Consider the following 16,169-nt stretch of genomic DNA (forward strand, 5'->3'; position numbering starts at 1 on the left):
ATGGCATTAATCATCGATGACAGTTGTATCAACTGCGATATGTGCGAGCCCGAGTGCCCTAATGAGGCCATCACCATGGGTGACGAGATTTACGAAATCGATCCGGCACTATGTACTGAGTGTGTTGGCCATTATGACAAACCTACCTGTGTGTCGGTTTGTCCAATTGACTGTATTGACCCTGACCCACAGCATATTGAATCACATGATGAGTTATTAGTGAAATACGCCACAATTACAGGGCGATAACTGAATGAACCCAGTTAAAAACGGCGCTTTAAGCGCCGTTTTTATTCACCCGATTGCTCATTATTTAGTTTCTGAACCTTGGGTTAATGTTTGTAACATACTCGCCAACTTGTCTACGCTAACCCTAACCGGCTTTGGCAACGCATCAAGCTCAATTGATAACAGCATGTTTTTCACTTCAAGGCCTAATTCGGTATCACCTTCAATACGCAGCTTACGTTGAAAAAACAACGTATCAGGATCTTCTTTAGCCGCCGCGACTAACAAGAGTTCAGGCACATTGGCGCTAAAAATCACATTCGGTTTAGTCATCGGCATAACGCGAAGCTTAGTATCAACACTCACTTGAAATTGCAAATCAATATCATCAACGCAAATGCCCACCCATTTATCAGCTAAAAAAGCTAATTCGCCCGCATTGATTTGCTCAGCTAATACTAAGTTTAACAATTGATTAATCAGGGTTATTTTAAGCTTTTCAGGCATTATCGCTAATGAACGGCGACTAAATTGAGGTGCAAACTGTAAAATATGTTCAGACATACGTTGTTGTAATACTTGAGCCATGAAGGGTTCCTACTTGCAAACAGTGCATTTAATCAAGTGAGTTTACTGGCAATTTATGCAACGAAACCTGTTTTAAATCAATTCATGTTAACTCAATCACATTTACACTCCTGTTCTTTAAAAAAAATGAGAACAGTGACATGGAACTCTTATGCCCAGCTGGCAACCTCGCCTCTTTGAAAGCTGCCTTAAATGCTGGCGCCGATGCGGTTTATTTGGGGCTAAAAGATGACACGAATGCCAGATCCTTTGCCGGGTTAAACTTTTCAGTAGCACAACTCACCCAAGCAACTAAACTCGCCCACAGTCAAGGGCGTAAAGTGTTTTTAACCATAAACACCTTCCCAAAGCCAGGACAAGAACATCGTTGGTATCAGGCTGTCGATATTGCGGCACAATTAGGTATGGATGCACTTATCGTGGCCGATTTATCATTATTAAGTTATGCCCACCAGCATTATCCGCATTTACCGTTACATTTATCAGTGCAGGCCAGTGCGACCAACTTAGGGGCACTATCGTTTTATAAAGAAGCATTTAATATAGAGCGTGCTGTACTGCCTCGAGTGCTGTCAATCAAGCAAGTCAGAGATTTAGCCAAAGTCAGCCCGGTAGATTTAGAAGTATTTGCTTTTGGCAGTTTGTGTATTATGGCTGAAGGCCGCTGTCATTTATCATCTTATGTTACAGGACAATCGCCTAATACTGGCGGTTCATGCTCACCGGCCAACCACGTACGTTGGCAAGACAGCGGCGCAGACAAACTCACTCGCTTAAATGATGTGTTAATTGATAAAGCGGACGCCGGCCAACAATTAGGTTATCCAGTAGTCTGTAAAGGTCGCTATGTGACTGAGCACGAGCAAGACGCAAAATATTTATTAGAATCTCCCACCAGCTTAAATACCTTAAGCCTGCTACCTGAATTGGCCAAAGCAGGTGTGGCATCGCTCAAAATTGAAGGTCGCCAACGCAGTCCAGCTTATGTCACTCAAGTGACTCAAGTATGGCGCAAAGCGATAGACACTTACCTTGCTGCACCAGATTCATTTGCCGAGCAACCACAGTGGTCACAGGCTTTAGCTAAAGTGTCTGAAGGACAAATCACTACATTAGGTGCTTACGAGCGCCAATGGCAATAAGGGTTACCATGAAAATCTCACTCGCCCCCATCAGCTATTGCTGGTCTAAAGCTGATGTTGAACAATTTTACCAACAAGTGGCCAACAGTAATATCGACACAGTTTACCTTGGAGAAACCGTGTGTGGCCGTCGCCGAGAGCTTAAGTTTAGTGACTATTTAGACCTCGCCAATATGTTAAAGGCTCACGGTAAGCACGTTGTTTTATCGACAATGGCGTTGATTGAAGCACAATCGGAGCTTAATGAATTAAAACGCGCGATTGATAACGGCGACTTTAGCATTGAAGCTAACGATATGGCGGCGGTGTTTTACGCTCATCAAGCCAAAATGCCTTTTGTTTGTGGGCCCACCATCAATAATTACAACCGAGCCAGTTTAGAATTATTACATCAAAAAGGTATGTACCGCTTTGTAATGCCTTGCGAACTATCAAAAGATTGGCTACAAGCAGTCATCGATACCGATAAAAAACCGTCATTCGAAATTGAAGTGTTGAGCCACGGGTATATGCCATTAGCGCATTCAGCTCGTTGCTTTACCGCAAAACACTACCAACTCCCCAAAGATAAGTGTCAAACAATTTGCCAGCGTCACAGTAAAGGTTTACTGGCCCAAACCCAGGAATCACAACCGTTATTGAGATTAAATGGCATTCAAACCCAATCCGCGGCACAAGTTAATTTAATTGACCAAATCCCTGAGATGATCACTATGGGCGTGGATTATTGGCGAATTTCACCCAGCAAACTTGCTGATGTGAATTTAGGCCATGAGCTTGCTGTACTATTAGCAAATTTCACCGCAAGTGATGTTAACCCAGTGAGCGAATTGCCGACGAAACTTCAACCGTATACACCTGCCAGTGATCAGCATCATTGTAATGGGTATTGGTTAGGACAACCCGGCATGCAGTACACTGACTCAGCGCAATTAACACCTTGATGGTGCAATAACCCTAAATTAAATCACTATGGATTAACAACAATCCAATAGCCCGTCGCGCGACAACGTTGTTATCGCGCGTAAATAGTTGTATTACTCTAGCTTCAACGTCACTCCTGCCCGTCTCAAACACACACTAAAAAAACAAATGCGAAACAATTAATTAACAACATGATTGTGTTATGTTTTATATGATCTAAGACACAAAAATACACCACGTATAACTACCCACATTTATCTAATAACTATTCGTCACAGTTATCATTTTACATACGGCAGATAAGGGGGTAACCTTGCCTTCCAAAAATATACAACTGAATGGACATTCACTATGATGTCCATGTTCGGTGGTTGGCAAGTGCGACTTGCTCACTCAAAAGCACATACGTAAAGGTGTAGTTAACGTGACACAAAAAAAACATAGTCTTAAAACAATACTGACTTTTATTATTCCGTCTCTGATTGGTCTACTGCTATTTATGACCCCTATCAGCATTGACGGTGCTATTACCATTCCGATCGCTATCGTTTCAAAAGCATTGCAAGCTGAAATGGGCAGTACGATTCAGTTAATCGTAACAGCCATCGTTGTGTTAATGGCCTTCGCTTCTGTACTAACTAAACTGCTCAACCCGCAATTTATTCGCAAAAATCATTTCTTGCGTACCCTATTAAAAGTCAACCTGTTTTGGCTAACCACACGGGTGCTTGGGGCAATATTTATCGTCATGGTTTATTTGCAAATAGAGGCCAGAGGCGATCACTTCTTCGGCTACGGGCGGCTTAGTATTAAATGACTTAGTGCCGGTATTATTTTCAGTGTTTATTTTTGCTGGAATGCTTTTACCATTATTACTTAACTTTGGTTTGCTGGAGTTTTTTGGCACCTTATTAACCAAAATTATGCGACCCATTTTTAACTTACCAGGTCGCAGTGCCATTGACTGTATGGCCTCATGGCTAGGTGATGGTAGTGTTGGTATCTTAATGACCAACAAGCAATATGAAACCCGCTTTTATACTGAAAGAGAAGCGGCGGTTATTGGTACCACATTCTCAGCGGTATCGATTACATTTAGTTTAGTGGTCATTTCGCAAGTCAAACTTGAACACTTATTTGTGCCGTTTTACTTAACCGTTTGTTTAGCTGGTATTGTGGCAGCGATCATTGTGCCGAAATTACCGCCGCTATCATGGAAAAAGACACCTACATCGACAACACTCCACGTCATGAAGATGACGAAAGCGTACCAGTGAGTCACGGTGTTATGTCATGGGGGTTTGAACAAGCAATGCAACGTGCATCAAGCGCTGGTGGCGTTAAGCAGGTATTAGTTGAAGGTGTTAAAAACGTTGTAGACATGATATTCGGGGTTATCCCGGTTGTAATGGCTATTGGTACCGTGGCATTAGTATTGGCAGAGCACACACCATTGTTTAACTACCTTGGTATGCCATTTATTCCATTACTAGAACTACTGCAAATTCCTGAAGCGACCGAAGCGTCCAAAACCATTGTGGTTGGTTTTGCGGATATGTTTATCCCTTCTATTTTAGCCAGCTCAATTGAGTCAGACTTAACCCGTTTTGTGATTGCTGCGTTATCTGTAACGCAATTAATTTACATGAGTGAAGTGGGTGCTTTATTGATTGGCAGTAAAATTCCAGTTAATTTTTTTGAACTGTTTGTCATCTTTATCTTGCGTACATTGGTCACGCTACCTGTTATTGCACTCATAGGCCATTTGCTCGTATAAATCAATACTGGCTATATTTGTGACTTACCCCAAAAGGAGCGCAATGCGCTCCTTTTTTAGCTTAAAAACTCAGCGAAAAAAATAAAATTCGAGTATGCTTAAGCAATAACAACATACTCAATGGTTGCGAGCGATAACTCGTTATCATTAAACGCATTAAGGGTACCCAATGGATGACAGACGCAAATTTTCTCGTATCTTTTTTGCTGCCAGCGCTCATTTAGCGCAAACGGAGCAAACTTGGCGTACCAAGATTTTAGATTTAAGCCTTAATGGGGCACTCGTTGAGTTACCAGAGGGTTATACAGGGCAACTCAATACTATTCTAACGCTGGCATTTGTACTGCCAGAGTCAGACATTGAGCTGCAAATGGAAGCCGCTATCGTGCACAAAACCCACGAACACCTTGGATTAAAGTGTACCCATATCGATGTTGATAGCATTACCCATTTACGCCGAATTATCGAATTGAACATGGGCGATGCTGAATTACTTGACCGTGAGCTATCCTCACTAATGACACCTGCACCATAAGAATAGTGGGGTATGCAGAGGCGTTATCGTTAATTATTTTTGTTGCGCATAAAACGAAAAAGGCAAGCCTAATGGTTTGCCTTTTCAGATCAGCGACTAATTAATCAGCTCAAGTAACTCATGAATCGTTTTGACAGGGGTAATTTTAGCACCTAAGCCTTCCATTGATTTATGGTAATTACGAAACGGAATAAATATCTCAGTAAAACCATGTTGCGCCGCCTCTTTCACTCTCGGCACGCCACTGTCGATAGGCCTTACATCACCATTTAAGCTCAGTTCTCCCATAATACAGGTTGTTCTTGGCACCACAAAATCATTTAAACTGCTCAATAATGCCGTCACCAATGCTAAATCGATACAGGTTTCAGACTCATCAATTTTTAAACCACCGACAATATTAAAAAACGTATCATGGAAAATCTTCGTTTTAGTATGTTTACGTAAAATGCCCGTCAACATTTTAATCCGGTTCATGTTGAGCCCCACGCACACTCGCTGTGGAAACTCTGACTCAGTTTCAGTGGTTAAACATTGGATCTCTAATAATAAGTTACGGTTACCTTTACGGATACAGGTAATGGTAGAACCAGGAGAGTCAGTTGTAGAGCCAGATAAAAATATCTCACTGGGGTTATCAACGCTCACCATACCGCGTTCGCTCATGCGGAAAATACCCACGGTATCAACATCACCAAAACGGTTTTTATTGTACCTTAAGGTACGGATTTGGCCGTCATTGGTATCAATATGCAATAACGAATCGACAATGTGCACCAAGGTTTGCGTATACCTGCGATTTCATTATTTTTATTCACGTGGGCGATAATAAACATAGTGACGTTGTTTTTTTTACAATATTGGGTAAAGGCTTGCGCCGCTGTTTTAACTTGCGAAGGTGAACCTGGGCTACCATTGGCATTTTCGGTTACCACCGCTTGAATTGAGTCAATCACCGCAAATTTAATTTGTTTTGCTTCTAACTCTTCGATAATGGATTCAACACTGGTTTCCGACAACAGGTATAAATTGTCTTCGTTATAATTCAGTTTTAAGCGATTTACCCGGTTTTTAAACTGAGATAAAGACTCTTCAGCAGTACAGTATAACGATGCTGTCGACTGCGACATGCGCGCAACAAGATCCGACAGTAAAGTGGTTTTACCCGCACCAGGATCGCCAGAAATAATATTCACCGAACCTGTCGTCAAACCGCCACTGAGAACCCGGTCTAACTCGCCTATACCCGTAAGCCTTTTTCAGCTTCAACGGACTCAACTTCATTGAGCTTTTTGGCCCCACCACCCGCAGCACCGGCATAACCTAATACCGCTGGACGAGATGCTGACGTTTTAGCGGCAGATAGGCGCACCTCAACTAACGAATTCCAGGCACCACAACGACACTGCCCCTGCCAACGTGGATAATCCATACCACAATCGTCACACACAAATGCCATTTTTGGAGCTTTAGCCATGTTACTTCCTGTCATTTACTCTAATGTTTAGTATTTTAAAAATTTAACTTAAGGCTGATTTTTCGTCGCTATAAACCACGGCACGATAAGCCAGTAATACAAGCCGGACTATTATCCTATAACTGCACTACTAAGACAAAAACTGAGATAATGTATATAAATAATCAATTAAATGAAGTTTATAGCGAAGATATATTGTTTGAACCTTGCCAAAAATAGCAATCTTGTTCACACTGAATACGCTCAAGCGATAAAAGCAAAAACAACCACTTATAATAATGTGGTACAGCGTGATGAAATCTATATTAATTTCACACTCAGACTTGTTGATGACTTTTAATCATTTACTTTTGCATCATATTAGCTTACCAATTGTAGATTGGTCATGCATAATAATGAAAAATATTATAAAGAACAGCATGTTCTTGCCGATAAATATTAGCCAGACTCACAACAAGCCAATAAAACGATAACATAAATGAGTTTAGATAATCACAGTGCATTAATTGAACAACTCAAACCCTTGTTGATGGAACCTGATTTTCAGGACATCTTCGAGCAGTTGACTGTGGATGAATCAAACTCAACCCGGTTCCTATTAAAAATGGAATTAAACCGAATTTCATCGCAATGCACTCGTATTATTGATTTACGTGACAAAACTGAATTACCGTGTGAAGAAGTCGTTATTGCCAACCAAAGGCACTTTCTTGACGAACCAGCTAAAGAGTCGCTCATTAATGCCCTGCCTTTATACCGTAATAAATATACACTTGGCGTTTATGAACAGGTGGTTAAAGCACACAAGCTACGCCGTTTAAAGCTTCGCAATATTGAGCCTGAAGAGATTGTCTCAGAAGAAAACCCTTATTTAGTACCTGCTGTAGTGCTTGGCAGTTACTTTAACCGCTGTGAAGAGCGAATGAATTACAGCATTCGCATTGCGGTGACTCAGCCGGGAATACCAGAAGCTAATGGTGTTACCCTGGATCTTTCTGTTGGCGGTGCCCGGATAAAACTCCCCTTAAAACATCATTTAGATCAAGATAAGCCAATTAAGCTCAAATTACTCGAACTGAGTGAAGAGTTTTTTGTTGATGATCTTCAGCATGGCGTTGATTATCAAATTGTTGATATTCAAAACAAGGACGGCAACGCCATACTAAGACTTAAACGCCTTGGCGGTGGTGAGACGCTCGACAAAGTGATTAGCAAGGTCATTCGCAGCTTTAAATTTCGTTACAAAGTGGATGTTAATGATGTCATTGTTACTGCCACTGGTCTTGGTTATGAGCGGCAATACTTACCTCTATTAACCCATCTCCCTTTGTATATTAGCGTTAAAGATGACATACCACATATTGCTTATGAGCTATTAGGGCGCGGTAATCAACCGATACAACACTATTTTCAAGATGAAAATGAAATCAGTCAGTTACCTAACTTTTTAAATAACCGGCGATTAACTCAAATCTTAAAAAGCGATAATGACATTGACCACTGTTTGCTGTTTTCATTTACTCACCACGCACAAGGGAAATTGCATTTTTATTCGGCGTCATTGGCGGAGTTAAAAGTCACCAAAAATTTACATTTATTTTTAGGTTTTGCTTCAACCAAAGCCAGTTGGCGGGTATTTAAAATTGTGGCGCAAACCATTGATCACAGTAAAAACTACAAAACATCAACACTACCTGGTGATGATGCCCGTTACAGTGCCCTAACAGAACAACAATTAGCACAATTTAGCCACACGCTGCAATTGATCGACCTGACCAATGAAAATGCACGTAAAGACTACCAAGGCTGGTTTAATAAAGCCGACGTGAATGGGCTAAAGATTTTTGCACAAGCCAAGGTCAAGAAACACAGCATAAAAAAAGTATCGATGCCATTCAGTGAGCGCCGCAACGAGGCACGCTTTGCGTTTAAAACCCTTGTAACAATTCAACAAGGCGACAAGAAAGCCACTGGCGTCACTCATGATATTTCAAGTCGTGGCTTACAGCTTATTTTAGAAGAAAGCGTCGAATTTACCGAACCCGCTCAAGTTATGTTGTCTTTCCCTCGCCTGCAAGCCGCCTCAGGCAAAGCCAATTTAACCCATTTACCTTATCAACTTATTCGGAGCCGCATGAACGGCCAAACATTGCATTTAAGTGCACTGATAGGGCACACACCACATGACGGGGTTGAATTTTTAAATAAACTGATTGCACATAATAAGCAAAAACTAGAGCAATTATCTGATAATGAAGGCCAACTTAAAGAGCTAGCCGACGGACTTAAAAACTTGTTTATGCGTCAGCTGCCTGGAGTACCTTATTTTATTGAAAAAACAGTTAAGTCAGCACAGATGGCCTACATTGGTATTGGCACAACCACTGATGAAATAAGCCATTTGTTTGCCCAAGACTCAGACCAAGTACTGCAATATAATTTACGACCGTTACTGGATAACAACGTATTAAAACAACAAATCATTGATCCTATCAAATCCATGAAACCTAGCCACGACATGGACTTTTTTGAGGTATTTATTCAGCTCACCCGCCAAGCAAGGGGGTCTGTACAAATTAAGTGTGTGCTTAAATCGGAATTAGGTGGCAAAGACAATCAAATACAATTTATTCAGCAAAGTAAAAAAGTGGGTCGTTTTATGGCACTGCGAGTCTATCGCGGAGCCACAGACAAACCCGACATGAGTTATATCCGCCGCGAATTAGAATATATCCATATTCATGCCAATCACCGCGCAAAACAACTTGAAGAACAACTCTGGAAAGTCATCGGTTCTGGTGAATTACTCGATATTACCGCCGAAGTAGAAATGCGTTATCCCAGCCTTCTCACGGTCGACAATCCTAAGTAAACTGAACGCTGGATAACAACTTAGCTTATAAGGCTAAATACCACTGCTTAATCGCGACAAAATGATCTTGTTCAGCTTGTTTATTGGTTAACATTCCTGCGTGGTCATAATCAAATAAGTTTCCCTGCGCTTTAGACAGTAAAGTGTATTTCACTTGCTTAAAACCACATTCGGCAATCATATCGCGTACATCAGATGGATGACCTAATACTCGATCGTTTTTGCCGGCAATAAACCAGCTTGTAGGCCATTGGGTTTGCCTTGCTGCGCTCGCATAATCAAAGTCATCATCGTGATCGACCCACTCGCCTTTTACCCAGTCAATCGTTTGCAATAACGAGGCGCGACTTTCGTTGTCCATGCCTACACGTAAACGGTTGGCATCTAGATAACCTTGCCTTTGCACAAGATAAGGCGCCAAGCGATTCCAAAAAATCGACCATTAACCACTTCTTAAGCGATCTGACTTTGATGGTACGTTTAGAACCAAATGTCAGCAAAGATGCAACACTGGTTTGTAACTCAGCAAAACGCGCCAAACTACTGGCCATTAATACTCCGCCCCAGGAATGAGCACACCAATGCACTTGAGACACTAAAGGGTGACGTTGCAATATGAATTGATGCACTAGCGGAAGCTGTTCTCGAATAACCTCACCTTGGCCTAATGCAAAATCGCGCTGAATTTTGGGTTCGCTTAAGCCTCGCCCAGCCGTATCCATGACATAAACGTCAAAACCTGCATTAGCTAAAAAACACGCTAACCCACGCCCAGACTCACTGTAGAACACCCGACCATTAGACATAGCTCCATGCAACATTAAAATAGGGATTGTAGCCCCATGAGGCGTTAGCGGTCGTATATGCCTTACGTGAAGATGACCTTCACGATAAGGGATAAAAAGAGACTGTTGTTGAATATCAGTGTTCACAATTGACAATATTAAAAGTAACCATAAGGTTAAGCTATCATTATTGCCATCAAACACAAATAAACTAGAGTAAAAACGTTATATTAAATGTTTTTACTCGCTATCGTTTACTGCGCTAATACAATGACATTATGCTTGGCAATTTGGCTAGGGTCGGTTGATCTTTCAAGGTTGTTTTTGCAGCGAATTGTTGGCCATTACTCATATACAAGTGCGCGGCAGAGACTTTGAAGTGTAGTTATTCTACATAAAAAGTCGATAACGCAATAAAAATGGCCAACAAACGCTGCCCAAAGGGTTCGGCTAAAAACGTTTTACTCTTTGTTAAATGGATTTTGCTTAGATTGCTAGGCATCAATCCATTCGCCTCGATTAAAACGTTTTTAACTCGAACAAAATTTGACCAGCAAAGTTCAACAGACCCTAGGCTTGCAAGCAAAATACCAGGGCACGTAAATCGAGACGCCCAATAGCCGCATCAGCCGCCGCAACAAGTTTAGGTTTTGCATGAAATGCCAAACCAAGGTCGGCCGCTTGGATCATTGGAATGTCATTTGCACCATCACCAATGGCAACACACTGCCCCGGCGCTATTGACCATTGCTTTGCACTTTTTGCAATCACATTAGCTTTATACTGTGCATCAACGACCTCGCCCGTGACTTCACCAATCAGCTTACCATCTTTAATCACTAACTCATTGGCATAGGCAGCATCTAAATCGAGCAACTGTTTTAAATGACCAACAAAAGGCGTAAAACCACCAGAGGCCACCACCAATTTCCACTGATGGGATTTAAGCTCAGCAATCATAGACTCAATCCCTGGCATTAACGGTAAAGAGTCACATAGCGATTGGATGATACCGGCATCTGCGCCCGCTAATTTGGCAACACGTTCTCTAAGCGATGCTTCAAAATCTAGCTCGCCACGCATCGCTCGGGCAGTGACGGCTGCAACATCTTTACCAACGCCAGCCATGGCGGCCAATTCATCAATGCACTCAATTGTTATTGCTGTTGAGTCCATGTCCATCACTAATAACCCCGCCACATTAAGCTGCGCCAAAGGTTGTTGTACAAGCACGATTTCAGCGCTGACCTGTTGCGGAAATGACATAATCCATTCGTCACTCACACTTTGAGTGGCCACCTCAAACCCGCGTAAATCGTTTTGCCTCTTTAGTTCGGCAATATGGGCTCCCCGATGGTATCAACGCTAGCCAAGATTCAATTTCCGCAGTTGCTTCAATACTAAAAATAACCCGGCATCGGTAAGGCAAATGAGATTGCAATTCCAATACATATTCAGACTCTTCATAGCGGTATAAAATACGACCTTGATGTTGATAAGTCTCACAAGTCTCTGAAAATAACCAATTAAGTAAAACATTATCACGCGTTTGTTGCATCAACCCGGCCTCTTGGTATGTTACGACTATCTACTGACAAAAATTTCGATTAGTATAGCTTTTTGATGATTTTCTATAATTGAATTATCGCTGTGCCTTATATACATCATTAGACAACCCAAACAGCCTTCAATTAAATAGAAAAAACACTGAGGATTAAAGTGATTTTTGTTAAAGGTCTTAAGAAAAGACAAAAATTCAGCCGGATAATACAAATTATTATCGCTATATCACTGATTTTTGGTCTGATACATTTATGGCAAGCCAGTTTGCGAAATGGTCAAAACTTACTTAACTCGCAAACTAAAGTGATGGCTCGCTTACTCGCACAACAAGCTGCTAATGGCGCAGCTCCGGCCATGTATTTACAAAATGACGAACAACTTCAATGGTTAGCATCAGCATTAGCCGCTGATCCTAAAGTCATGTCAGTGAATATTTATAACTCGCAAGGCGTTAGACTCGCCTTCGCTCAAAGTGTGTCATTTGAGCAATTAGAAGCGGACTCAGAAGCATTAAAAGGTTTATTAAAACCTTACCCGCCATTAATCGAAAATGTGGTTCAAGATGACAACAACCTAGGTTATGTTGAGGTGCGCTTAAACTTGGATATCTTTTTTGACGAGATTAAGATTTTGCACGAACAGAACATGGAGCTGCAGCAAATGATGTTAATCGTTGCTGGCTTTATTGGTTTGCTGCTATCTCGTTCACTGTCATTTAAGCGAGCCGACTTCGATCGCCGTAAAACACGGGCAAAACTGCGTAAAAAACCAAAGAAAGTCGCCTTGCTTGCAGAGCCTGCGCAAACGGAAAATGATACTGTTGATAAAAAGCCCCTCACCTGAAGTGCGCAACAAAAAAAGGGGCGCTCAATGAGCCCCCCTTTTTAATCGTTATAGATTACAGCGTTAATGCAGCATCTAAAGTCATCACGATCATGTCGTTGAAAGTAGTTTGGCGCTCATCAGAAGTGGTTTTTTCACCCGTACGGATATGGTCAGATACAGTCACTACACATAATGCTTTAGCACCTAACTCATGCGCAACACCGTATAGACCAGCGGCTTCCATTTCTACACCGAGTACACCCATTTTTTCCATCACGTCAAACATTTCAGGATCTGGTGTGTAAAATAGGTCTGCAGAGAAAACGTTACCTACACGGATTTTAGTGCCGTGAGTTTTAGCAGAATCAACTACTGCGCTTAATAAGCTATAATCTGCAATTGCTGCAAAATCGCTATCTTTAAAGCGTAAACGGTTCACTCTAGAGTCAGTACAAGCACCCATACCAATGATCACGTCACGTACTTTTACGTCAGTGCTAATTGCGCCACAAGTACCAACACGGATTAGGTTTTTAACACCGTAATCTTTGATAAGCTCATGTGCATAAATTGAACAAGATGGGATACCCATGCCGCTGCCCATTACAGAAATACGCTTACCTTTATAAGTACCCGTAAAACCTAGCATGTTACGTACATCTGTTACTTGCTCAACATTTTCTAAAAATGTTTCAGCAATGTATTTTGCGCGTAATGGATCGCCTGGAAACAGTACAGTTTCAGCAAAAGCACCTTCTACAGCATTAATATGTGGTGTAGCCATGTTATAACCCCTATGTTTCTATTTTATTTGGTCTTGCTTTAATAATATCGACAGTTTAGCAAACACATTGAACTATATATAGAACCGTCGTTTGAAAATGTGACTAATTAATAAAAGATTCACCATAATTCATTGGCTCTAGCTTAAAGTAGCTCGCAATCGACTGACCAATATCAGCAAATGACTGACGACGGCCTAATGAACCTGCCGGTAAACCTGCTCCGTAAGCTAATACAGGCACGCGTTCACGAGTGTGTTCAGTACCTACCCAAGTTGGATCGCAACCGTGATCGGCAGTAAATACCACTAAATCGTCTGGCTGTAAAATTGCAAAAAGTTCAGGTAAGCGAGAATCAAAGTACTCTAATGCTTTAGCATAACCAGCAGTGTCACGACGGTGCCCGTAATGAGAGTCAAAATCAACAAAGTTGGTAAACACGATGGTGTTATCACCTGCGCGTTTTATTTGCGCTAATGTTTCGTCAAATAACTCTTCAAGACCTGTCGCTTTGAACTTTTGTGTAATACCGCTATGAGCATAAATATCAGCAATTTTACCAATACTGACCACTTCACCGCCGGCTTCTTTCATCTTATCTAGGATGGTTGGTGCTGGGGGTAATACCGCATAATCATGGCGATTACCGGTACGGGCGAAATCAGCAGTAGCCAGTCCCCACAAAAGGACGAGCAATAACACGACCTATGTTATAAGGCTCAAGTTCTTCGCGAGCAATTTTGCATAGGTTGTACAGGTTTTCTATGCCGAATGTTTCTTCATGGCAAGCCACTTGAAATACCGAGTCAGCTGAAGTGTAGAAAATAGGTTTACCTGTTTTCATGTGCTCTTCGCCAAGTTCTTCAAGAATTTGGGTTCCAGATGCATGACAGTTACCTAAAAAGCCTTCTAAACCAGCACGTTTAAGAATTTTATCAGTCAGATCCTTCGGGAAAGAGTTGTTTAAGTCGCTAAAGTAGCCCCATTCATACAGAACCGGTACTCCCGCCATTTCCCAGTGACCACTTGGGGTATCTTTACCAGAACTCAGCTCGTCGGCATGGCCATAAGCACCAATCACTTCAACATCAGCGTTAAAGCCATCAGCAAATTTACCCGTGCTCTCAAAGCCTGCATGGCCTAGACCTAATTTGGCTAAATTAGGCAACTTTAAAGTAGCCTTGACGACCCACATCAGCCTTACCTTCTGCACATGCCTGAGCAATGTGACCAAAAGTATCCGAACCGACATCACCAAACTTTTCAGCATCGGTGGCAGCCCCCAGGCCAAAAGAATCTAGCATTAAAATAAAAGTACGTTTCATTGTGTTTTCCTTTATAAATCTGAAGCGCGAATGTAGCGATAAATTTCAGGCGTCTTTTCTGGCGCGCTATCACTAATCACAATTGCTTGTTGAACTGCCGCGGCAGCTTCAGCAAAGGCATCTTCAGATTGAGCATGGATCATCGCTAACGGAACATCTTGGTTAACTTCTTGACCCAGTGCGCAAACTTGAGTTAATCCGACACTATAATCAAGCGCATCACCCGGTTTACGACGTCCGCCACCTAACGTGACAACGGCTAAACCAAGCTCGCGGGTATCCATTTGGTGAGCAAAGCCGGAAGTGTTGGCATAAACAGGACGAATAATCTTCGCATGAGGCAGATACTTGTCATAAGCCTCAACAAAATCAGTTGAAGCCGCCTAAACCAGAGACCATTTTAGCAAATGCCTCTGCCGCTTTACCATTATCTAATACAGTATTTAATTTATTACGGGCATCAGCTTCGTTTTGTGCAATACCGCCCAAAACAAGCATTTCAGCACATAAGCCCATAGTGACTGCATATAAACGTGGATTACGGTATTGACCAGTTAAAAACTGAATGGCTTCACGCACTTCTACCGCATTACCGGCACAAGAAGCCAATACTTGGTTCATGTCTGTTAGTAATGCTGTGGTTTTAGTACCTGCACCGTTGGCAACGGCGGTAATACTGCGAGCTAATTCTTCAGATGCTTCATAAGTCGGCATAAATGCACCGCTACCGACTTTGACATCCATAGCTAGCGCATCAAGACCTGCGGCCAGTTTTTTTGATAAAATCGAGGCGGTAATAAGCCCAATAGACTCAACGGTAGCCGTGTTATCGCGAATAGAATAAAAGCGTTTGTCAGCAGGTACTAGATCGCCAGTTTGGCCGATAATAGCCACACCAGCCTCTTTGACCACTTTGCGAAATAATTCGCTAGATGGCTCAGTTTGGTAACCAGGAATGGCATCAAATTTATCGAGTGTGCCGCCGGTATGACCTAAGCCACGTCCAGAAATCATCGGCACATAACCACCACAAGCTGCCGCCATAGAGCCAAGCATTAGGCTAATTACATCACCAACGCCACCGGTACTGTGTTTATCGATAATAGGACCGTCTACTCGTAATGTATCCCAATTTAATACGGTGCCAGAGTCGCGCATGGCACTGGTCAGTGCGATACGTTCATCCATATTCATGTCCTGGAAATAAACCGCCATACCAAAGGCCGCAATCTGACCTTCAGATACGGTATTGTGAGTAATGCCATTTACAAAGAATTGGATTTCGGCTGTGCTGAGTGCTTCGCCATTGCGTTTTTTACGGATAATCTCTTGAGCAAGAAACATAA

General features: G+C 42.1%; 8 protein-coding genes and 6 pseudogenes. 7 read left to right on the forward strand and 7 right to left on the reverse strand.

The window, feature by feature from the left end; translation table 11 throughout:
- Positions 1-249 carry a YfhL family 4Fe-4S dicluster ferredoxin gene (locus N4T56_RS13975; protein WP_261733651.1) on the forward strand — a complete coding sequence of 83 codons (249 nt, stop codon included), beginning with the start codon at positions 1-3 and terminating at the stop codon, positions 247-249.
- A gap of 60 nt (positions 250-309) precedes the next feature.
- On the opposite strand, the gene ubiT is transcribed toward N4T56_RS13975, so the two are convergent.
- Entirely contained in the window at positions 310-816 is a 507-nt protein-coding gene (gene ubiT / locus N4T56_RS13980; protein ID WP_261733652.1) for a ubiquinone anaerobic biosynthesis accessory factor UbiT, read from the reverse strand.
- A 140-nt stretch (positions 817-956) separates the two neighbouring features.
- Here ubiT and ubiU point away from each other — a divergent pair, with 140 nt between their 5' ends.
- From ubiU to N4T56_RS14000, 4 genes and pseudogenes are all read left to right on the forward strand, one after another.
- Positions 957-1,958, forward strand: a complete 1,002-nt coding sequence (ubiU, locus tag N4T56_RS13985; protein ID WP_261733653.1) for a ubiquinone anaerobic biosynthesis protein UbiU — start codon at positions 957-959, stop codon at positions 1,956-1,958.
- 8 nt (positions 1,959-1,966) lie between these two features.
- Positions 1,967-2,902: a U32 family peptidase gene (locus N4T56_RS13990; RefSeq protein ID WP_261733654.1), complete on the forward strand. Its 936-nt coding sequence runs from the start codon at positions 1,967-1,969 to the stop codon at positions 2,900-2,902.
- A 479-nt stretch (positions 2,903-3,381) separates the two neighbouring features.
- Positions 3,382-4,659, forward strand: a pseudogene (locus tag N4T56_RS13995) (YjiH family protein).
- Between the two features lie 169 nt (positions 4,660-4,828).
- Entirely contained in the window at positions 4,829-5,194 is a 366-nt protein-coding gene (locus tag N4T56_RS14000) for a PilZ domain-containing protein (protein ID WP_188917309.1), read from the forward strand.
- Positions 5,195-5,290: 96 nt separating this feature from the next.
- Here the strand turns inward: N4T56_RS14000 and radA are convergent.
- A pseudogene (radA, locus tag N4T56_RS14005) lies at positions 5,291-6,671 on the reverse strand (DNA repair protein RadA).
- A 478-nt stretch (positions 6,672-7,149) separates the two neighbouring features.
- Between radA and N4T56_RS14010 the strand changes: the two are divergent.
- Positions 7,150-9,543 (forward strand): PilZ domain-containing protein, encoded by a 2,394-nt coding sequence (locus N4T56_RS14010; RefSeq protein ID WP_261733655.1) that lies wholly within the window; start codon positions 7,150-7,152, stop codon positions 9,541-9,543.
- Between the two features lie 25 nt (positions 9,544-9,568).
- Here the strand turns inward: N4T56_RS14010 and N4T56_RS14015 are convergent.
- Positions 9,569-10,475: pseudogene (locus tag N4T56_RS14015) on the reverse strand (alpha/beta fold hydrolase).
- 423 nt (positions 10,476-10,898) lie between these two features.
- Positions 10,899-11,886, reverse strand: a pseudogene (gene serB, locus N4T56_RS14020) (phosphoserine phosphatase SerB).
- Between the two features lie 161 nt (positions 11,887-12,047).
- Here serB and N4T56_RS14025 point away from each other — a divergent pair.
- Complete coding sequence (locus N4T56_RS14025) at positions 12,048-12,734, forward strand: AhpA/YtjB family protein (RefSeq protein ID WP_261733656.1); 687 nt, start codon at positions 12,048-12,050, stop codon at positions 12,732-12,734.
- A 55-nt stretch (positions 12,735-12,789) separates the two neighbouring features.
- Here N4T56_RS14025 and deoD read toward each other — a convergent pair whose 3' ends face one another.
- The 3 genes and pseudogenes from deoD to deoA form a co-directional block, all read right to left on the reverse strand.
- Positions 12,790-13,500, reverse strand: coding sequence for a purine-nucleoside phosphorylase (gene deoD / locus N4T56_RS14030; RefSeq protein ID WP_188917300.1), 711 nt, complete (start codon positions 13,498-13,500; stop codon positions 12,790-12,792).
- Positions 13,501-13,603: 103 nt separating this feature from the next.
- A pseudogene (locus tag N4T56_RS14035) lies at positions 13,604-14,823 on the reverse strand (phosphopentomutase).
- Positions 14,824-14,834: 11 nt separating this feature from the next.
- A pseudogene (deoA, locus tag N4T56_RS14040) lies at positions 14,835-16,167 on the reverse strand (thymidine phosphorylase).
- Positions 16,168-16,169 lie beyond the last annotated feature (2 nt).

This window comes from Shewanella phaeophyticola (assembly GCF_025398315.1).
In the GTDB taxonomy this organism is placed as follows: domain Bacteria; phylum Pseudomonadota; class Gammaproteobacteria; order Enterobacterales; family Shewanellaceae; genus Shewanella; species Shewanella phaeophyticola.

Bases quoted from the DNA above. Each gene is read 5' to 3' on its own strand.
- ubiU (WP_261733653.1), top strand. From the start codon at position 957: ATGGAACTCTTATGCCCAGCTGGCAACCTCGCCTCTTTGAAAGCTGCC.
- ubiT (WP_261733652.1), bottom strand. From the start codon at position 816: ATGGCTCAAGTATTACAACAACGTATGTCTGAACATATTTTACAGTTT.
- N4T56_RS14000 (WP_188917309.1), top strand. From the start codon at position 4,829: ATGGATGACAGACGCAAATTTTCTCGTATCTTTTTTGCTGCCAGCGCT.
- N4T56_RS13975 (WP_261733651.1), top strand. From the start codon at position 1: ATGGCATTAATCATCGATGACAGTTGTATCAACTGCGATATGTGCGAG.
- deoD (WP_188917300.1), bottom strand. From the start codon at position 13,500: ATGGCTACACCACATATTAATGCTGTAGAAGGTGCTTTTGCTGAAACT.
- N4T56_RS14010 (WP_261733655.1), top strand. From the start codon at position 7,150: ATGAGTTTAGATAATCACAGTGCATTAATTGAACAACTCAAACCCTTG.
- N4T56_RS13990 (WP_261733654.1), top strand. From the start codon at position 1,967: ATGAAAATCTCACTCGCCCCCATCAGCTATTGCTGGTCTAAAGCTGAT.